Source organism: Arthrobacter sp. H35-D1, assembly GCF_030063185.1.
Classification (GTDB): domain Bacteria; phylum Actinomycetota; class Actinomycetes; order Actinomycetales; family Micrococcaceae; genus Specibacter.
The window spans coordinates 154417-172879 of the sequence record NZ_JASISP010000002.1; the positions used below are offsets into that span (position 1 = coordinate 154417).

General features: G+C 62.9%; 17 protein-coding genes. 6 read left to right on the forward strand and 11 right to left on the reverse strand.

Features of this window, described 5'->3' with window-relative positions:
• Positions 1–214: 214 nt before the first annotated feature.
• The 3 genes from phoH2 to QMG25_RS04080 all read right to left on the reverse strand — a co-directional run bounded on the left by phoH2 (position 215) and on the right by QMG25_RS04080 (position 3169).
• Positions 215–1558: an RNA 5'-3' helicase PhoH2 gene (gene phoH2, locus QMG25_RS04070; RefSeq protein WP_283457495.1), complete on the reverse strand. Its 1344-nt coding sequence runs from the start codon at positions 1556–1558 to the stop codon at positions 215–217.
• A gap of 167 nt (positions 1559–1725) precedes the next feature.
• A complete protein-coding gene (locus QMG25_RS04075; RefSeq protein ID WP_283457496.1) occupies positions 1726–2400 on the reverse strand; it encodes a YoaK family protein in 675 nt (224 codons plus the stop codon).
• A gap of 13 nt (positions 2401–2413) precedes the next feature.
• Entirely contained in the window at positions 2414–3169 is a 756-nt protein-coding gene (locus QMG25_RS04080; RefSeq protein WP_502866342.1) for an isoprenyl transferase, read from the reverse strand.
• A gap of 194 nt (positions 3170–3363) precedes the next feature.
• Here QMG25_RS04080 and trhA point away from each other — a divergent pair, with 194 nt between their 5' ends.
• Positions 3364–4011 (forward strand): PAQR family membrane homeostasis protein TrhA, encoded by a 648-nt coding sequence (trhA, locus tag QMG25_RS04085; RefSeq protein WP_283457497.1) that lies wholly within the window; start codon positions 3364–3366, stop codon positions 4009–4011.
• Between the two features lie 73 nt (positions 4012–4084).
• Here the strand turns inward: trhA and QMG25_RS04090 are convergent, their stop codons facing one another.
• From QMG25_RS04090 to mca, 3 genes are read right to left on the reverse strand one after another with little or no spacing between them, the layout of a single operon-like run.
• The gene (locus QMG25_RS04090) at positions 4085–6502 is read right to left on the reverse strand and encodes a thioredoxin domain-containing protein (RefSeq protein ID WP_283457498.1); all 2418 of its coding nucleotides are present in this window, start codon (positions 6500–6502) and stop codon (positions 4085–4087) included.
• A gap of 7 nt (positions 6503–6509) precedes the next feature.
• Positions 6510–6884, reverse strand: coding sequence for a hypothetical protein (locus QMG25_RS04095; RefSeq protein WP_283457499.1), 375 nt, complete (start codon positions 6882–6884; stop codon positions 6510–6512).
• Positions 6885–6941: 57 nt separating this feature from the next.
• The gene (gene mca / locus QMG25_RS04100; RefSeq protein WP_283457500.1) at positions 6942–7850 is read right to left on the reverse strand and encodes a mycothiol conjugate amidase Mca; all 909 of its coding nucleotides are present in this window, start codon (positions 7848–7850) and stop codon (positions 6942–6944) included.
• 207 nt (positions 7851–8057) lie between these two features.
• Here mca and QMG25_RS04105 point away from each other — a divergent pair, with 207 nt between their 5' ends.
• Positions 8058–8429 carry a DUF4307 domain-containing protein gene (locus QMG25_RS04105; protein WP_283457501.1) on the forward strand — a complete coding sequence of 124 codons (372 nt, stop codon included), beginning with the start codon at positions 8058–8060 and terminating at the stop codon, positions 8427–8429.
• Between the two features lie 209 nt (positions 8430–8638).
• The gene (gene greA, locus QMG25_RS04110) at positions 8639–9130 is read left to right on the forward strand and encodes a transcription elongation factor GreA (RefSeq protein WP_283457502.1); all 492 of its coding nucleotides are present in this window, start codon (positions 8639–8641) and stop codon (positions 9128–9130) included.
• Positions 9131–9242: 112 nt separating this feature from the next.
• Here greA and ilvA read toward each other — a convergent pair whose 3' ends face one another.
• The 3 genes from ilvA to QMG25_RS04125 form a co-directional block, all read right to left on the reverse strand.
• On the reverse strand, positions 9243–10481 hold the full coding sequence (gene ilvA / locus QMG25_RS04115; RefSeq protein ID WP_283457504.1) for a threonine ammonia-lyase: 1239 nt from the start codon (positions 10479–10481) through the stop codon (positions 9243–9245).
• A 54-nt stretch (positions 10482–10535) separates the two neighbouring features.
• Positions 10536–11726, reverse strand: a complete 1191-nt coding sequence (locus QMG25_RS04120; RefSeq protein ID WP_283457505.1) for an AI-2E family transporter — start codon at positions 11724–11726, stop codon at positions 10536–10538.
• A gap of 79 nt (positions 11727–11805) precedes the next feature.
• Positions 11806–12750 (reverse strand): aldose 1-epimerase family protein, encoded by a 945-nt coding sequence (locus QMG25_RS04125; RefSeq protein WP_283457506.1) that lies wholly within the window; start codon positions 12748–12750, stop codon positions 11806–11808.
• 132 nt (positions 12751–12882) lie between these two features.
• Here QMG25_RS04125 and QMG25_RS04130 point away from each other — a divergent pair, with 132 nt between their 5' ends.
• The 3 genes from QMG25_RS04130 to galK are packed head-to-tail and all read left to right on the forward strand — an operon-like array spanning position 12883 to position 16027.
• Positions 12883–13710: a DeoR/GlpR family DNA-binding transcription regulator gene (locus QMG25_RS04130; RefSeq protein ID WP_283457507.1), complete on the forward strand. Its 828-nt coding sequence runs from the start codon at positions 12883–12885 to the stop codon at positions 13708–13710.
• Positions 13707–14870 (forward strand): galactose-1-phosphate uridylyltransferase, encoded by a 1164-nt coding sequence (galT, locus tag QMG25_RS04135; protein ID WP_283457508.1) that lies wholly within the window; start codon positions 13707–13709, stop codon positions 14868–14870. Before QMG25_RS04130 ends, galT begins: the two co-directional genes overlap by 4 nt.
• Entirely contained in the window at positions 14867–16027 is a 1161-nt protein-coding gene (gene galK / locus QMG25_RS04140) for a galactokinase (protein WP_283457510.1), read from the forward strand. Before galT ends, galK begins: the two co-directional genes overlap by 4 nt.
• A 181-nt stretch (positions 16028–16208) precedes the next feature.
• Here galK and QMG25_RS04145 read toward each other — a convergent pair whose 3' ends face one another.
• Together QMG25_RS04145 and QMG25_RS04150 are read right to left on the reverse strand one after the other, a co-directional pair.
• Complete coding sequence (locus QMG25_RS04145) at positions 16209–17396, reverse strand: TerC family protein (protein ID WP_283457511.1); 1188 nt, start codon at positions 17394–17396, stop codon at positions 16209–16211.
• Between the two features lie 109 nt (positions 17397–17505).
• Positions 17506–18351, reverse strand: coding sequence for a Bax inhibitor-1/YccA family protein (locus tag QMG25_RS04150; protein ID WP_283457512.1), 846 nt, complete (start codon positions 18349–18351; stop codon positions 17506–17508).
• Between the last annotated feature and the right edge of the window lie 112 nt (positions 18352–18463).

Genomic DNA, 18463 nt, shown 5'->3' on the forward strand with positions numbered 1-18463 from the left:
GGGCGGGGCACTTGTGCTTAGCCCGGCGGGGGGCGTTAGTGGGTCGAGGGGCCCCCCACGCGGTCTACTTCCTCGGCTACCCCAGGACCGGGGGCGGGCGCGGCGGGGGGGTTACGGGCGTTCCCCCCCCGCCCCCCACCCCCCCCCCCCCCCATACTGTGCGTGTGGGTTTATTGTGGTAGCCATAGAGGCCCCACTACTCCGCTTTCGATTCCTAAATCTCCGCGCGCTCCAGCATCTCGGTAACCAGCGCCGCAATGGGTGAGCGTTCGGAGCGGGTCAGCGTGACATGGCCGAACAGCGGGTGCCCCTTGAGCGTCTCAACAACCGCCACCACGCCGTCGTGCCGGCCCACCCGAAGGTTGTCGCGCTGGGCGACGTCGTGGGTCAACACAATCTTGGAGCGTTGACCGATGCGGCTCATGACCGTCAGCAGCACGTTCTTCTCCAAGGACTGCGCCTCGTCCACGATGACAAATGAATCGTGGAGGGAACGGCCCCGAATGTGCGTCAGCGGCAGGACTTCGAGCATGCCGCGGTCCATGACCTCATCCATGACGTTTTGTGAGACCACCGAACCCAGGGTGTCAAAGACCGCCTGCGCCCACGGGTTCATTTTCTCCCCCTCGGAACCGGGCAGGTAGCCCAGTTCCTGCCCACCCACGGCGTACAGGGGCCGGAACACCACCACCTTGCGGTGTTCGTTGCGTTCAAGCACCGCCTCCAGTCCCGCACACAGGGCAAGTGCGCTCTTGCCGGTGCCGGCGCGTCCGCCGAGGGAGACAATGCCCACTTCCGGATCCATGAGCAGGTCCAGGGCCAGCCGCTGCTCAGCGGAGCGACCATGCAAGCCAAAAACCTCCCTGTCCCCGCGCACCAAGCGGACCTGTTGGTCGACCCCCACCCGGCCCAGCGCCGAACCGCGATTGCTGGTGATGATCAGCGACGTGTTCACCGGCAGCACCGCAGCCTCTGGAATGGGCACCGGTTCGTGGTTGTACAGCGCCGCCACTTCCTCCTCCGTGGCCGCAATTTCACCCACCCCGGTCCAGCCGGAATCCGGCATCAGTTCGTTGCGGTACTCCTCGGCAGACAATCCCAGTGCCGATGCCTTCACGCGCAGCGGCACATCCTTCGTCACAACAGTGACGTTGTGCCCCTCGTCGGCCAGGTTCCGGGCCACTGCCAAAATGCGCGCATCGTTGTCGGAGCCGCGCATCCCCGCCGGAAGCACCTCCAGCGAAACGTGGCTGAGCTCCACCAGCAGGGACCCGCCGTCGTCCCCGAGCGGCACGGGCTTGCTCAGCCCGCCGTGCTGAAGGCGGAGATCGTCGAGAAGCCGCAACGCGGTGCGGGCGAAGTAGCCCAATTCGGGGTCGTTGCGTTTTCCTTCGAGCTCGGAAATTACCACGATCGGCAAGATCACCAGATGCTCGGCAAAACGCATGATGGCCCGAGGGTCGGCCAAGAGGACGGAGGTGTCAAGCACGTAAGTGCGCAATTTTGCTCCCGTGTGCGAGCTGTGTTCCTGCTGCCCGCGGTTGCCAACCTGTGTCATGTCGACTCCAGCCTTCCGGAGCAGTGACGCGTCCGGATTCCACATCGATGCGGCGGGCTGAGTTGCCCTCCGTACTGCCAAACTACGCGGCAATCCATCCCAGCGGCAACGCCACGCCACACCAGACAGGTGAATGTTGGGCAACTGCGGGGCGAACGCGCGGTGACCTAAATATCGACCCGGGTGGCGCCGCGCCGGACGGGCCTGGCACGGAGCCAGCTGTTGAAAAACACGGCCAGCACCAGCACCCCCACGGCGATCCACAGCGCGTTGAGATCCAGCGACAGGTACGCGAACCCGCCCATGATGGAGCCACTGGTGAGCGCCATCCACAACGCGAAGTAGCGCACCCACAGCGTCTTTTGACCGCCCGTCAGCGCATTGGCAATGTGCTGGCCCATCTTCACCAGCGTGCCGGTCATGTAGGTCAGGCCAATGCTGACCTCGCCGTCGCGCTCAAAAATGACGTTCTCGGCACCCATCGCCAGCGCCATGATGGCCGGGGCCAGCCAGCCGCCAATCCCCAGATCAAACAGCACGACGGCGGACGTCAGTGCCGCTGTCACATACAGCAAAACAGCCATGCGCTTGCGCGAGCGGACCATCCTGCGCAGGATGGCCGCGCTCACCACTCCCGCCAGGAAAGCTGCAACAAGTCCAAAGGCAAGGGCAAAGCCCGTCCAGTTGCCTTCCGCCAACGCCGTTCCGCCGCGGGTGGAGTTGCCGCTCATGAAAGAGACAAAGTAGCCGCCCAAGTGGATGAACCCCACGGCGTCCACAAATCCGGCCGCGCTGGCCAGGACGGCGGCCAGCGTCATTTCAGAGCGGTGATGGCTATGCACTTGACGAGTGGGCCTAACCGCCGAAGCGGCGGCTTCGCCCGGCGTAGTCGCGCAGGGCACGCAGGAAGTCGATCTTCCTGAACGCCGGCCACAGCGCTTCGCAAAAATAGAACTCGCTGTAGGCGCTTTGCCACATGAGGAATCCGGACAGCCGCTGCTCCCCCGAAGTGCGGATGACAAGGTCGGGGTCCGGCTGGCCCCGGGTGTAGAGGAACTTGGAAATATCGTCGACGCTGAGAGTGTTGGCAACCTCGGCCATGCTGTGCCCCGCGGAGTCTTCGGCATGCAAAAGCTCGCGCACGGCGTCGACAATTTCACGGCGGCCGCCATAGCCGATGGCCATGTTGACGTGGATGCGTTCGGTGGCCGGGACGCGGGCCGTCAGCGAGGAAAGCCGTGCAGCCAAGTAGTCGGGCAGAATTTCGGGTGCACCCATGGCGTGGACGCTGATGTTGGCATCGGCGTCGAGCACGTCAAAGGTGTTGGCGATGATGCCCATGAGCTCATCGAGTTCTTCAGCCGAGCGGCTCATGTTGTCGGTGGAGAGCATGTACAACGTGACGACCTTGACGCCCAGTTCCTGGCACCAGCCGAGGAACTCAATGATCTTGTCGGCGCCCGCTTGGTGGCCTTGGCTGCTGGGTGCGTTGAACAGCCTGGCCCACCGTCGGTTGCCGTCCACCATGACGCCAATGTGCGCCGGCACGTTGCCCAGGTCAATTTCCTTGACCAGGCGCCGTTCGTAGTAGTTGTACAACAGCTTGGGCATCCGCACAGAGTCGGTAGACAGCCGCATGAGAGTGCACCGGACCTTTGCCAATAACGGCCCTGCGGCCTGCGAATGTTGCCCTGTGAATGTTGCTAGGACTAGGTTACCCGCCCGGAGCGCGATTTCAGGTCAAGGCAAGCCGTGCAGCCTGTTGCCACACGGGAAATTCCTGTGCGGCAGGATATGCTTTCCCCATGAGCGCCCTTCTCGAAACAGCGATCAAACCAACGTGGCGCGGCTGGCTCCATGCAGGAACTGCACCCCTTGTCTTGATCACCGGGATCATTTTGGTTGCGTTGGCACCAGGCGCCTTGGCCAAGATCACATGTGCCATTTACGTCGCCACTGGCGTGCTCTTGTTTGGCACAAGTGCGCTATATCACCGTGGCACCTGGTCCCCGTCTGCCACGGCGCTGCTCAGACGCCTTGACCACAGCAACATCATGCTTGTCATCGCCGGTTCCTACACACCCCTTTCAGCCTTGCTGCTGCCGGAATCCACGGCCACTCTGCTGTTGTGGATGATTTGGATTGGTGCCGTGGCAGGGGTGCTGTTCCGCGTCTTGTGGACCCATGCACCCCGGTGGTTGTACGTCCCCATCTATGTGCTGCTGGGTACCACGGCACTGTTCTTCCTGCCAGAGTTTTGGGCGGCAGGAATTGTTCCGACACTGCTCATTTGTGCCGGCGGAGCCATGTACATTGCAGGAGCCGTCATCTACGGCATCAAAAAACCCAACTTCAGCCACCGTCACTTTGGCTTCCACGAGCTGTTCCACGCACTGACTGTGGCCGGCTTTGCCACGCACTTCATCGCCGTCGTGCTGGTGGTCTTCGCATAGTGCAGGCCGCAGGCACCGGACCACGAGCGGCCAAGCAACGCGGTTCCGGCCAACGCGGTTCCGGCCAACTGCGCTAAAGCAGCTTGGCCAGCTCCCCCACTGTGGAAACCGGCATGGCGCACACCATGCCCCTGCACACGTGGGCCAGCGTCGGGAAGTTCCCTTCCACCGACGCCGCCCCCTCGGCCGGGCCGCGACCTTCCAACAATGGCACCGGCGCCCTGCCCGTGCCGTCCCACACCGCCATCACCAGGCCGGGTGACCCGGAACGCCATGCCTGGCCGACCATGGCCGCTTTCACGCCGGGCCCGCCTCCGCCATTTCCACCGCCTCCGCCAGATCCACTGCCGCCGGTGGTACCGGCCGGTCCCACGATGGCGACTTCAAGCGGTCCGGCCGCCAGGGCCAGGGCTGCACCGAGCAAACCGCCCACCGAGCGCGGCGCTCGACGCGCCAACTCCGGCACAGACGCCAAAATATTCCCTGCAATGTCCCTGTGCCGAGTCGAGCCCGTGTACGCCGCCCAGGAAATGAATGCGCCCGCCAGCAGAGCCACCGCGCTGGTGCTTGCATTGTCAAAGGGGTCGGCGAAGCGCGAGCCTTGCAACGGTCCGGGCACACCGCCGGCGCTGTGGTTGAAGACCACCCCGTCGGCAATGAAGTCCGCTTCCATCGCCTCCACCAGCTCCCCGGCCAGCTCAAACCAGCGTCGCTGCCCAGTGGCTGCGTAAAGCGTCAAGTAGCCGTTCGCACACGCTGCATAGTCCTCCAGCAGGCCCTTGATGCCGCGGGCCCGCCCGTCGTGGGACACCCTGTGCAGCTGCCCGTCCCAGTGCACGTCCTGCAGGTATTCGCCAAGTTCGACGGCGGCCGACAGGTAGGCGGGCACACCCAGCACCATGCCTGCTTCAGCCAAGGCTCCCATGAGCATGCCGTTCCAGGACGCCACCACCTTCTCATCACGGGCCGGCATGGTCCGCAACGCCCGCATCTCCAGCAGGGCCGGCTTGATCCTTGTCCACTGCCTGTGCTCCGTGGCGGACAGTGGGCGCCCCGGGTGCAGCGGTCCGCTCGGCCCGGCTGGGCCGGCTGGGGTACTCTGCCCAAGCCCCGCGGCACCGGGAATCCCCATGGCTCGGGCCACCCCGACAGCCAAGTCCAGCGCTTGCCGGTGTTGGGCGGCCGCGGATTTTCCGGCGGCGCTTTTAGCGGCAGCTGGTTCTCCAGCAGGTGGTCCTGGTTCGCGGGCAGCCGGTTCTGGTTCGCGGGCAGGTGCTTCGCTGACGGCATTTTCTGCCGCCACGGTCTTGACGGCGGCGGCCTGGATCTCCGCCGCGCTCCACTGGTAGCTGGCACCTTCGTGGTGGACGCCAGCAATAACGGTGTCCGCATCCAACGACGATGCAAAGGCTCCACCGGGAAGCCGCAGCTCCGTCATGAGCCAGCCGATCAAGACAGCGGCTGCCTCCCTGGCATCGGAAGCACCAAGCTGCGCCACACCCTCATGCGCCACGCCGGGCTGGGCCGGAACTGGCAGATCATCCGCCTGCGCTTCTGCACGGCCCTCGACGAGCCGGATCCAGTGCACCAACGATTGCAACAACCCGGCGTTGTCGTAAAGCATTTTTTCGTAGTGCGGTTCAGACCAGTCGGCCGTTACGCTGTAGCGGGAAAATCCGCCGCCGAGCTGGTCGAAAAGTGCTGAATGCACCATGGCACCCAGCGTCCGGCCTGCCAGCGCAAAAGCTTGCTCGCTTGACGCGCCGGCCCCCGAGCCAGCCTGCCGCAGGAGGAATTCAAGCCCGGGAGCGGGCGGAAATTTTGGCGCCTGGCCGAAGCCGCCGTGGATGCGGTCCTCGGCTGCAGCCGTGGCCGCACAAGCACCGGCGGCGGCAGCGTGCCAGTCCGGCCCCCGCTCAGTGCCAAGTTCGACAGTTCCACGGTCAGCGGCTCCAAGTTCAACAGCGGAGGGCGTCTCGGTGCGCACCTGCCACAATGGCTGCGCCAAAGCTTCTGCGAGGGACGCGGCCGTCCGCTCCACTTCCTCGCGGCGCTCGATCCATGCCTCATGGACCGCTTCCAACACTTGCAAAAAGGAAGGCCTGCCCGGACCGGGTGCGGGAGGGAAGTAGGTTCCGGCATAAAAGGCCCTGCCGTCGGGAGTGAGAAAGACACTCATGGGCCAGCCGCCCTGGCCGCTGAGGGCCTGGGTCGCGGCCATGTAGGCGTCGTCCACGTCCGGGCGTTCCTCGCGGTCCACCTTGATGGCGACAAATCGCTCATTCACATAGCCGGCAATGGCCGGGTCCGCAAAGGACTCCCCTGCCATGACATGGCACCAATGGCACGCGGCATACCCCACGGACAAAAATATTGGGACATCCCGTGCCACGGCTTCGGCAAAGGCAGCATCGTCAAAGGGCTGCCAGTCGAGCGGGTTTTGGGCATGCTGGCGAAGGTAAGCGCTTGGTTCACCCGCCAGCCGGTTCATTGCTGAACTACTTCTTCTCCGGCGACGCAGCCGGGCCGTCCGCCGGGGCTTCGTCGGTGCCCGGAGCCGCTTCTGCCCCTGAGTCGGGAGTGCGCGCCGGAAGGGGCTCCCCGGCGTGGTCCGGCGCAATGGGAATTCCCATGTACTCCGCATCGGGGCCGTGCGTTCCACCGCTGCGTTGCTCATTAACCTGGGCGCGGTACCGGACGCGGCGAATGCGCTTGACCATGTCGCGGATCAGGAAAACCATAATCACCACAATGCCGAAGGTCGCCACGAAGCCCAATAATCCCGGGGTGATTTGGTCTGGTGTCAGTCCCGGGCGCAAGCCCGGCTGGGTGGGGATGGCGGGGTCGGTGGCAAGCAAAATCAGTGTGTGCACAATTCGTCTTTCGTTTCATCCCCGGCCGGCAAGGTGTCGGCGGGAAACGTTCATTGTCTATCGTAGGCCAGCGAATAGGTCATGCTCGGGCATGGCGGCGGGAACACGGGATTCAATGAGTGCATAGTCTTCCCATGGCCACACTTTCCGCTGCATTTGCGGGCTGACGGAGAAGAAGAACCCGTCCGGGTCAACTTGTGTGGCGTGGGCGCGCAAGGCGTCGTTGCGGGTTTCAAAGTAGTCGCCGCAGTCAATTTGCGTGGTGGCCGAGTGTTTGCTGGCGGGCGGGGTGTGACCCTCGGTGTCCGCCTCCAACCAGGCGGCTATGCGCTGGGCATAGGGCGAGGCCAGGCCTGCCTCCTCCAACGCGTAGTGCAGGGCCCGGAAGCGGTGCGGGTTGAACGCCAGGTCGTAGTACAGCTTGGCAGGTTCCCAGGCGGGCCCGGTGTCTGGGTACAGTTCAGGGTTTCCTGCGGCTTTGAACGCTTCAACAGCAACCTTGTGCGCCATGATGTGGTCCGGGTGCGGGTAGCCGCCGTTCTCGTCATACGCAACGATGACGTGTGGCTTGAAGCGGCGCACCAGGCGCACCAACGGGGCGGCGGCAATCTCAAGCGGGGTGAGCGCAAAGCAGTGGGCCGGGAGTGCGGGCAGCGGGGTCCCCTCGGGCAGGCCCGAATCGGCGAAGCCCAGCCATTGGTGGCGGATACCGAGAATCTTGGCAGCCCTGGCCATTTCCAACCTGCGCGCCCCCGCCATGTCCCTGCCCGAATGGGCGTCGCCCACCATGGACGGGTTTTGGATGCCGCCTCGTTCACCACCGGTGCAGGTGGCCACCATGACCTCCGCACCGGACGCCACGTAGGAGGCCATCATGGCCGCGCCCTTGCTTGCTTCGTCGTCCGGATGGGCATGAACAGCTAAAAGTCGCAACGGCTCGGTTGCGGGGATCTCATTGTTGTTCACGGAAGCTACCTTCGATTCATGGGAAATTACAGGGCAAAAAACAACGGGCAAAATGAACGCTAAACTTGTCCTAGTCCAACGCCTTCTTGAGAGGGGGCGGCCAGACCGCGGCAAACCGCGGAACAGACACAAGTGGATGCAGTGACAACTTCTGATTCTCCAGCAGCTACCAGCCTAACCAATCGCTACGGCACACCCAAGCGGCGCATGCCCCAAAGGACCCGGAAAATTCTTCTGGCCGTGGCAGCCGTGCTGTCCGTGTCGTGGGTGCTCTGGGCAACCCTTGGCGGAAACACGGGAATTTCACAAAAGTTGGTCAGCTACAACGTGATTGACGGCACCATGACCACCGTGGACTTGGCTGTGACCAAGGCCCCGGACTCCACAGCCCGGTGCGCCATCAAGGCCATGAATTCCACCTATGCCGTGGTGGGTTGGAATGTGATCACCATCGGCCCCAACAGTGTGGATGAGGGTTCCGGAAACGGTCGCACCACCACCGTCCGCGGCGAACTGCGAACCGACTCCCTGGCTGTGACCGGCGTCGTTGAAAACTGCTGGATCGTAGCCCCCGCGTAACACTGCCCGTGTCATTTCCGCGGGTTCTTGGGTTTATCCGCCTTATTGACTAAACTGATTCCTATTACCATCTGCCCCGCTTGGTCAGTCATTGAATTTTCAGCGCGTGGATTGTGTTCCTTGCAAAGGTGCACAGGCCTGAGCGCCTTAAACTTTCAGTGGGTTGGCTCCAGCGGGGCCTTTGCTTTTGTACATTCGAGGAGAACTACGTGCCTACCACTAACAGTGCGCCTTCTGCATGGCTGACGCAAGAAGCCTTTGACCGCCTGCAGATTGAACTAACCCAGCTTTCAGGCCCCGGCCGTGCTGAAATTGTCAGCAAAATTGAGCAGGCCCGCCAAGAAGGCGATTTGAAGGAAAACGGCGGCTATCACGCAGCCAAGGACGAGCAGGGCAAGATCGAGGCCCGCATTCGCCAGCTCAGTGAAATGCTGCGCAACGCCCGCGTGGGCGACGCACCGGCCGACGATGGCATTGTGGAACAGGGCATGGTGATTGTTGCCAGCATTGCCGGGGACAAAACCACCTTCCTGCTCGGCAGCCGCGAGGTTGGCGCAGGCGACTTGGAAGTTTACAGCGAGCGCTCCGCACTGGGCACAGCCATCATGGGCAAGAAGATCGGCGACAAGCTGGACTATTTGGCCCCCAACGGCCGCACCATCGACGTTGAGATCATCTCCGCCAAGCCTTACGAGAACTAGTCTGCGGGCTTTGCAGCTGCCGGCTTTCCGCCGACACAAGAACGACCACCCGGATTTCCGGGTGGTCGTTCTTGTTCTTACCGGCACTTTTTACCGGCACAGGCATAAAGCCCTAATGCACAACAATCGGCTGGAAGCCTTCGGCACGCAGTGCTGTCAGCACCAGTTCGCAGTGTTCGTGGCCCTTGGTTTCAAGGTTGACTGTGATGGAGACGTCGCCCATGGAGATGGAGCCGCCCACGCGGGTGTGGTCCACGCCTGTCACATTGGCGTCATTCTCGGCAATGATGCGTGAGATCGTGGCCAGCGCGCCGGGGCGGTCGTTGAGCATTATCCGCACTGTCAGGAACCGTCCGGCAGCGGCGAGCCCCCGCTGGATGACCTTGAGCATGAGCATTGGGTCGATATTGCCCCCGGACAAGACCACAACGGTGGTGCCCGGGTTTTCAATCTTGCCTTCCATGAGGGCTGCAACACCCACGGCACCGGCCGGCTCCACCACCATCTTTGAGCGCTCCAAAAGGAAGATCAAAGCCCGTGCCAGGGAATCTTCACTAACCGTTACCACGTCGTCAACCAGCTCGCGGATGATCGAGAACGGCAACTGTCCGGGACGGCCGACGGCGATTCCATCGGCCATGGTGGACACCTTCGTCAACGGCACCAGCGCATCGGCGGCCAGCGACGGAGGGTAGGCGGCAGCATTTTCCGCCTGCACGCCAATCACCCGAATCTCGCGGCCCAACTCCTTGGCGCGCGCCTTGACGGCCACGGACACCCCGGCCAGGAGCCCGCCGCCGCCAACACCCATGATGATCGTGTCGACGTTGGGCACCTGGTCCAGGATTTCCAGTCCGATGGTGCCCTGTCCAGAGACCACGTCGACGTTGTTGAAGGGATGGACAAACACGCAGCCCGTCTCGTTGGCGTAGCGCTCGGCTTCGGCCAACGACTCGTCCACGTTGTAACCGTGCAAAATCACTTCGGCACCGTGGCCACGGGTAGCCGCCAGCTTGGGCAGCGCCACGCCCACGGGCATGTAGATGCGTGCCTTGATGCCCAGCGCCTTGGCCGCAACGGCCACACCTTGGGCATGGTTTCCGGCGGAGGCGGCGACCACGCCGCGGGATCGTTCCTCTGGCGACAACTGTGCCATGCGCACATATGCCCCCCGCACTTTAAACGAGCCTGCACGCTGCAAGTTCTCGCACTTGAAAAACACGTCGGAGCCCGTCATGCGCCCCAAAGCACGCGAACTCTCAATCGGCGTGATTGCAATAATCTCCGTCAACAACTCCCGCGCATGTTCAATATCTGCAAGGGTCACGGGGAGATCGCTCTGTGCGTTCACGGTACTTTTCTCTTTCTCTACGGAACTGAAATAAAACTATGGGTGTGCCGGCCCCTACCGGGCAGGCGGAGCGCCTTCGGACGCGGACTCCTCATCCGGCTCGCCGCCGTCGGGAATGGCCCGCGGCAGCCCGTAAATGTCAGGCAGGGCGGGGTCGTTGCGCCAATCCCTGCCGGCTACGTAGCGGATAAACGCATTCGCCACGGCCAGCAACGGAACAGCAAACAAGGCACCGAGGATCCCGGCAACACTGGAACCTGCCGCCACGGCCAGAATCACGGCCACGGGGTGCAAGGACACTGCACGGCCCATGACGAATGGTTGCAGGAGGTGGCTCTCCAGCTGCTGCACTGCCAGCACAATACCCAGCATGATCAGCGCATTGACCCAGCCGTTGGCCACCAGCGCCAAGAGCACAGCCACGGCCCCGGTCACCAGTGCGCCCACCACGGGGATGAAGGAGCCCACGAACACCAGAACACCCAGCGGCAAGGCCAAGGGCACCTGGATGATGGCGGCGCCGGCGCCGATGCCCACGGCGTCCACGGCGGCCACCAATACCTGGATGCGCACGTAGTTGCCCAGCGAATGCCAGCTTCGCCGTCCTGCACCGTCAACAGCGGGCTGGGCGCGGCGCGGGAAGAACCGTACACAGAACTCCCAGATCCTTTCGCCTTCCAGCAGAAAGAAAATCAGAATGAACAGGGTCAGCAACAGGCCGGCCGAAAAGTGGCCAAAACTGCTGCCAACGCCCAGCGCCTTGGACAGGATCAGGGTGCTGTTGCCCTGCACGGCGTCAAGTGCCTCGTTGAGGTAATCGGTCATCTGGTCGTTGCTCAAGCTCAACGGGCCCGACTGCAGCCACTCCTGGATCTTGATCAGTCCGGTGATGGCCTGCTGGCTCAGTTCGGCAAATCCGGCAACCAGTTGGCGGCCCACGAGGAACAAGCCACCCACCACCACCACAATGAGTCCCACCTCGGCAATGGCCACGTTGATCCCGTGCGGCAGGCCCAACTTGTCCAACAGCTTCACGAAGGGCGTCAGCAGCGCCGACAAAAGCGCCGCGACCATAACGGGGATGATCAAGATGCTGATGTTGCCCATGATCCACACCAACATGGCTCCCACCACGAGGATGATGGCCACCCGCCAAGCCCAGGCACCGGCTACTTCCATGCCAAAGGGCACTACTTTTGCGTCGTGCTTTGTGGAGAGGTTTGTCTCCTGCATATTGGGCGTCATAAACCAATAATTCCCTATGGAACAAAAATTAGTAAAACGGCGCGCCTGCCCAGTGTGGCGCCGTTGATCCGTGCAGCCCTCAAAAACTCGATTCGATGCCCCAATTCATGGTGTAGGACTCCCCCGCAGCCAGCCAGCGCAAACCGTCTCCGGAGTTGAAAGCGTTGGCAGGCCCTGTCATCGGCTCCATGGCAACGGCCAGCGGGCGGCCCGGAAAGTCCCGGGTGATGAAGACGTGCACGTGGCTGACGCTTCCGTCGTGCCACAAACTCACGCTGCGCCCGTCCGGGGCGGACAGCGTGTGCCGGGCCACGCCGTCGTCCGTCTGCAGGTTGGTAAAGGTGGTGTCCATCAGGGATTCCGCAACGGGCCGGCCGTGTCGAAGATCGTGGCGGCCGGAAACCTCGACGGCGCCCGTGGGAATCATGCGCTCGTCCGCCGTGAGGTAGGTGGCGGCCTTGACCTGGATGTGCAGCTGTTCCGCGGCTGTCTCGCCCAGCGTGAAGTACGGGTGGGCGCCCAGGACGAAGGGAGCCGGGCGCGCGGAGTCGTTGACAAGGGTCTGTGCGACGCGCAGCGCCCCGGTTTCGTCGAGTTCGTAGCGGACCTGGTGGCGGGCCAGGAACGGGTAGCCGTGCTGGGGGTGGATGACAGCTTCCAGCAGCACATGCGTTTCGGAGGACTCCCGTGCCGCGTAGCCGGTGTTGCGCAACAATCCGTGGATGGCGTTGTTCCGTGAAACCTCGGTAATGTCCAGCTGCTGCGCGGACCCGTCGAGAGTCCACAACCCGCCGTCCACGCGGTTGGCGAAGGGTGCCAGCGTGATTCCAGCGGCGCCGGGGGCGACGGCATCCAGCGGGTAGCTCTCCACCAACGCTGCCCCGCCCTTGTCATAATGCCGGAGACCAGCAGCCAGGGAGGCAATAATGGCGGTAGCGTCCCCGTTCCGCAAGGTGTACTGCGAGCCTGAGGCCGGCCGGATTCCTCCCTTATCTATGGGAGCCGTGTCTTTGGAAGTAGTCATGGGCACTAGGGTACCGCCAAAAGGCGGCGCAACAAGCTTGTTTTCTGCCCAATACCTGCAAAACGAGCCTTTGTAATGTAAGGTTTTGTTTGAAACTGTTTATTTTGAGACCATACGTTTAGGGGACCTCTTATGCTGGCACCAGAGCGCCAGGCGCGCATCCTCAAGGAGCTTCAACTGCACGAGGCAGTTCGAGTGGCGGACGTTGCCGCGACGCTCAATGTCAGCGAAATGACCATTCGCCGGGACATCGAAGCCCTTGACCAAAACGGACGGGCACGAAAGATCCACGGCGGCGCCATGCGACTGGCCCGGCTCAGTGCACTCGAGCCCGGTTTTCTGCTCAATGTGGACAAGGAAACTGAAGGCAAGGCCACCATCGCCCGGCAGGCATTGGCGCTTGTCCATCCGGGGATGACACTGGCGCTGACAGGCGGCACCACCACCTACCAGCTTGCCATGGTGCTGGCTGGCGAACTTGACCGGCTGCCGGGGCTGACAGTTGTCACAAATTCCCTGAAGGTCTCCGAGCTGCTGTACCGCCAACATGGCAACTCGGACCTGAAAGTCATCGTCACCGGCGGGGAGCGCACTCCCTCGGAGGCCCTGGTGGGCCCGGTGGCACGCATGGCGTTGAACCACCTGAACACCGACATCTGCTTCATGGGTGTCCACGGTTTGGACGCCCAGCGCGGGCTGACGAGTCCCAACTGGCTGGAGGCGGAAACCAACGCCGCGTTCATCGAATCCACCTCGCGCCTGGTGATCCTGGCCGACAGCACCAAGTTCCACGTTCGCTCCCTGGCCTCCATCGCAGCCCTGTCCGCTGTGGACACCATCATTACCGACGACGCGACCAGCGCGGCCACCGCCGAGTTGTTCGCGTCCCGCGTGCCCAACTTCATCAAGGCACCGGCGTTGGCGGATTCCGAGCGCACCCCCACCAGAAAGACATCATGACCATCGCCACCACCACCCTTTTGGCCGACGGCCGTGAACTCATCTACTTTGACGACGGCGCCACCGGCCACTCCCATGCGGCCCGTGACACCCGTCCGCTTGACCCGCGTTCGGAAGCGAACACCGGGGAACTGCGCTTTGATGCGCTGACAGGCGACTGGGTGGCCGTTGCCGCACACCGCCAGTCCCGCACCTACCTGCCCCCGGCCAACCAGTGCCCGCTGTGCCCCACCACGGGTGCAAACCTCTCTGAAATCCCGGACTCCGCCTATGACGTGGCGGTGTTCGAGAACCGTTTCCCGTCATTGGGCCCGGCACTTGGCCAGATCCCGGACATCCCCGAGTGGGGAACCACGGGCCGTGCATTTGGCCGCTGTGAAGTGGTGGCGTTCACTCCCGAGCACACCGGCTCCTTTGGCGGGTTGTCGGCCGAGCGGGCCCGCACCGTCATCGACGCCTGGGCGCACCGCACCGAGGCGCTCAGCGCCATGCCGGGCATCAAGCAGGTGTTCCCCTTCGAGAACCGCGGCCAGGACATTGGCGTCACCCTGCACCACCCGCACGGCCAGATTTACGCCTACTCCTACGTGCCCCCGCGCAGCCAGGTCATGGCCAATGCTGCGCGCGCGTTTTTTGACAAGCACGACGGCGGTGCCACCTTGCTGGGCGACATTGTCGCCCGGGAGTCCGAATCCGGTGAGCGCATGATCGCCCAGGGCAAGCACTTCAGCGCCTATGTTCCCTTTGCCGCGCACATGCCGTTGGAAGTCCACCTCACCCCGCACCGCCACGTGCCCGACTTTGCCGCCCTGAACGATGCAGAGCGCGACGAGCTGGCCGTGATGTACCTGGATGTCCTGCGCACGCTGGACAACCTCTACGACACCCCCACGCCCTACATTGCAGCGTGGCACCAGGCACCGATGGACACCCTCTTGCGCCCGGCAGGCCGTTTCCATCTTGAGCTGACCTCGCCGCGACGAGCAGCAGACAAGCTCAAGTTCCTGGCCGGTTCCGAGGCAGCCATGGGCGCCTTCATCAATGACACCACCCCGGAACAGGTGGCGGCCAAACTGCGCGAAACCTCCAGCACCTTGAAGTCCACCACCATGGACTCCGAACCGCTGACATCCAACGGCGTGAAAGTGGGACAGGCATGAGCGCATCCATCGACGCAGCCCAGGTGGCCCAGGCATTCGCCGACACCTTTGGCACAGCCCCCGACGGCGTCTGGTCTGCCCCGGGCCGCGTCAACCTCATCGGCGAGCACACCGACTACAACGAAGGTTTTGTGCTGCCGTTCGCCATTGACCGTGCAGCAGCGGTGGCCATCAGGCTGCGCGAGGACAACACTGCACGGCTGCACTCAAGCTACGGCGAGCAGGCAACGCTCACAGTGGACCTGAACACGCTCTCCCCCGACTCCATGGAAGGCTGGACGGCCTATCCGCTGGGCGTCGTGTGGGTTATGCGCCAGCTGGGCGTCGCCATTGGCGGCTTTGACTTGTACCTGCACTCAACGGTCCCCTCCGGTGCCGGACTGTCCTCCTCTGCCGCCATCGAGTGCGCTGTCGCCACGGCATTCAACGAGCTGGAAAATGCCGGTCTGAGCCTGCGTGAATTGGTGCTTGTGGGCCAGCGGGCCGAGAACGAGGTTGTCGGTGCCCCGACAGGCATTCTTGACCAGTCGGCGTCGTTGTTGGCCACCGACGGCCACGCCGTGTTCCTCGATTGCCGCACCCAGGAGTCCCACCTGGTGCCGCTGGACCTGGCCGCCGCCGGACTGCTCATCCTGGTGGTGGATACAAAGGTTTCCCACGCGCATGCCACGGGGGGATATTCGGCCCGTCGCGCATCGTGCGAACTGGGCGCAGAGGTGCTCGGAGTCGTCTCCTTGCGCGATTTGACCGCTGCAGACCTGCCCGAGGCCGCCGGGCTGCTGGACGAGGAAACGTACCGCAGGGTTCGCCACATTGTGCGCGAGAACCAGCGCGTGCTTGACACCGTTGCCATGCTGGACGACGGCGGACCCGGCACCATTGGCGAGCTCCTCACGGCAAGCCACGCGTCCATGCGCGACGACTTCGAGATCTCCTGCGCGGAATTGGACCTGGCGGTGGACACAGCCTTGGCCAACGGTGCGCTGGGGGCGCGCATGACAGGCGGCGGCTTTGGCGGCTCCGCCATCGCGCTGATTCCTGCTGCGGCGCTGGCGAGCGTCCGCGACGCCGTTTCGACGGCCTTTGCCGACGCCGGCTTCAGCGCCCCGGATATTTTTGCCGTCTCCCCTGCCCCGGGAGCGCGAAAGGTCAGCTAGCTGCTCCTGCTCGGCGATGACGGGGCCACCTTGCCAACTGGCAGACAAGATACGCCGTCATGGCAAGCTGGCCCCGCCTTCGGTGAGCCTGGCACTGCAAGGCGCGAGAATGCCCCGTCCCCACGGCCACGAAGGTGGCGGGAACGGGGCATTCTAGCGTGCCGGGCAACAGCTTTCGTGCCTAGCGGCCCAGGAACTCCTGGTGCTGCTGCTGGGCCTTGTCGACCTGCTCGAGGATCTCCTCGGAGTCCTTGTGCTTGTCGCGATACTTCGGCTCCATGGTCTGGATGGTGTTTTCCTCGTCCATGAGCAGCGTGTAGACCCGCTCACGCTCGGCGTCGTCGGCCGTGTAGTCCAGGTCAAGGTAGTTGTCGGCGTGGCGACGGGCGTTGTTCAGCACCGTCTGGGCCTTCCCGGACTTGCTCACCAGCGACGCGATGATGGTCACTGTCAGCACGCCAATGATCACTATGAGCGAGACGCTGGTGCTGATCTCGATGACGTTGACCGACTCGCCGTCGTTGATGAACGGCAAGTTGTTCTCGTGGAGGGCGTGCAGGATCAGCTTGGCACCGATGAAGGCCAGGATGGTGGCCAGGCCGTAGGACAGGTAGATAAGCCGGTCCAACAGGCCGTCAAGCAGGAAGTACAGCTGGCGCAGGCCCATCAGCGAGAACGCCGTGGCGGTAAAGACAATGTAGACGTTCTGGGTCAGGCCGAAGATGGCCGGAATCGAGTCCAGGGCGAAGAGCAGGTCGGTGCCACCAATGGCCACCATGACCAGCAGCATCGGGGTGAGGACTTTCTTGCCGTCAAGCATGGTGAAGAGCTTGTCGCCGTCGTACTTGTCCGAGGTGTGGAAGAGACGCTTGGCGAGCTTGATGATGAAGTTGTCTGCGTCGTCGCCCTCGCTGTCTTCTTCCTTGAGCAGGTTGCCTGCGGTGATCAACAAGATGATGCCGAAGATGTAGAACATCCACGACCAAGTATTGATGAGGGCGGCACCGGCAAAGATGAAGGCGGTGCGGGCAATCAGGGCAAAGACGATGCCGAAGAGCAGCACTTTCTGCTGGTCTTCGCGGGGCACCTTGAAGCTTGCCATGATGACAAGGAAGACGAACAGGTTGTCAACGCTCAGCGCCTTTTCGGTGATGTAGCCGGCAAAGTACTCCCCGCCCATGGTGGCGCCACCGAAGATGACCACCACCACGCCGAAGAGCAGGGCCAGGCCTACATAGATCGAGGACCAGATGGCTGCTTCACGCAAGGAGGGGATGTGCGCCTTGCGGATATGGAAGAAGTAGTCAAAGGCCAGCAGGGCAAGGATGACAACAATGGTGATGCCCCAGATCAGAGGGGATACGTTCATGGTCTGCTTTCGTTGGTTGCATGCGACAGTTATTGATTAAGGGAAATTTTGTAAGCAACGCCCGGTCCGAAGTTCGGGCCGAGCGTTGCACAAGCTGGGGCGGGGAGCGTCAGTCGTTGCCCCGCAGGATGGCCAGAAGGCGCAGGATCTCCACGTACAGCCACACCAGGGTGACAGTCAGGCCAAAGGCCGCCGTCCAGGAGTACTTGACCGGCACACCGTTCTGCACACCCTTTTCAACGGACGTGAAGTCCACGATCAGCGAGAAAGCGGCCAGGCCGATCGCAAACAGGCCAAGCACCACGCCGAAGGGGATGTTGGTGCCCGGGATATCCATGCTGCGGATGCCCCAGGGACTGTTCGTGACGTTGAAGATCATCAGGCCAAAGTTGATCAGCGAGAACAGCGCGTAACCGGACAGTGCGATGATGAAAAAACGGGTCATCTTCGGGGTGGCGCGGACCTTGGCGTTGCGGAACAACACAAGGGTCACAAGGAACACGCTGAGCGTGCCCAACACGGCCTGGACAACTATGCCGGGGTACTGGCCTTCAAGCAACTGCGAAATGCCGCCAAGAAACATGCCTTCAAAGAGGGCGTAGGCAAGAATGAGGACAGGCGAGGGTTCCTTCTTGAACGCGTTCACCAAGCCCAAGACCAGACCGATGATCACGCCCGGCCACATCAAGACAGGGACCATCCAGCCCAGCGCAGCACCAACGAGCACCAACGAGAGCGTGAAGACCGTCTTCATGATGACGTCGTCGTAGCTCATCCGCCCGGTCTGCGCCGGGCCCGCTGCCGGCTTGCTGTACAGATCCTGCAGCTGCTGGGCGGAGAACTGTGCCTGGGCGGACATGGTGTCCGCACCGCCATTGACGCGGCCGCGCCGTGCAGCAGGGGCTTCCTTAAAGTTCTTGTTCTTGGCAAAAACAGGATTGCCGCCAAGTGCCATAGTCCTGATTCCTCCGAAATAGGGGGGTGGGTAAGGTTCTCCACTCTACCAAGGGAGATGTGCGAAAAAGCATTTTTGTTCCATCTGACTGACATTGCCAGTGCTTTGCCAG

Coding starts and splice junctions, on each gene's coding strand:
- QMG25_RS04125 (WP_283457506.1), bottom strand. CDS start 12,750: ATGACTACTTCCAAAGACACGGCTCCCATAGATAAGGGAGGAATCCGG.
- galK (WP_283457510.1), top strand. CDS start 14,867: ATGAGCGCATCCATCGACGCAGCCCAGGTGGCCCAGGCATTCGCCGAC.
- QMG25_RS04080 (WP_502866342.1), bottom strand. CDS start 3,169: ATGCCCAAGCTGTTGTACAACTACTACGAACGGCGCCTGGTCAAGGAA.
- QMG25_RS04145 (WP_283457511.1), bottom strand. CDS start 17,396: ATGAACGTATCCCCTCTGATCTGGGGCATCACCATTGTTGTCATCCTT.
- trhA (WP_283457497.1), top strand. CDS start 3,364: ATGAGCGCCCTTCTCGAAACAGCGATCAAACCAACGTGGCGCGGCTGG.
- QMG25_RS04090 (WP_283457498.1), bottom strand. CDS start 6,502: ATGAACCGGCTGGCGGGTGAACCAAGCGCTTACCTTCGCCAGCATGCC.
- QMG25_RS04120 (WP_283457505.1), bottom strand. CDS start 11,726: ATGACGCCCAATATGCAGGAGACAAACCTCTCCACAAAGCACGACGCA.
- QMG25_RS04130 (WP_283457507.1), top strand. CDS start 12,883: ATGCTGGCACCAGAGCGCCAGGCGCGCATCCTCAAGGAGCTTCAACTG.
- QMG25_RS04150 (WP_283457512.1), bottom strand. CDS start 18,351: ATGGCACTTGGCGGCAATCCTGTTTTTGCCAAGAACAAGAACTTTAAG.
- QMG25_RS04105 (WP_283457501.1), top strand. CDS start 8,058: ATGCCCCAAAGGACCCGGAAAATTCTTCTGGCCGTGGCAGCCGTGCTG.
- phoH2 (WP_283457495.1), bottom strand. CDS start 1,558: ATGACACAGGTTGGCAACCGCGGGCAGCAGGAACACAGCTCGCACACG.
- galT (WP_283457508.1), top strand. CDS start 13,707: ATGACCATCGCCACCACCACCCTTTTGGCCGACGGCCGTGAACTCATC.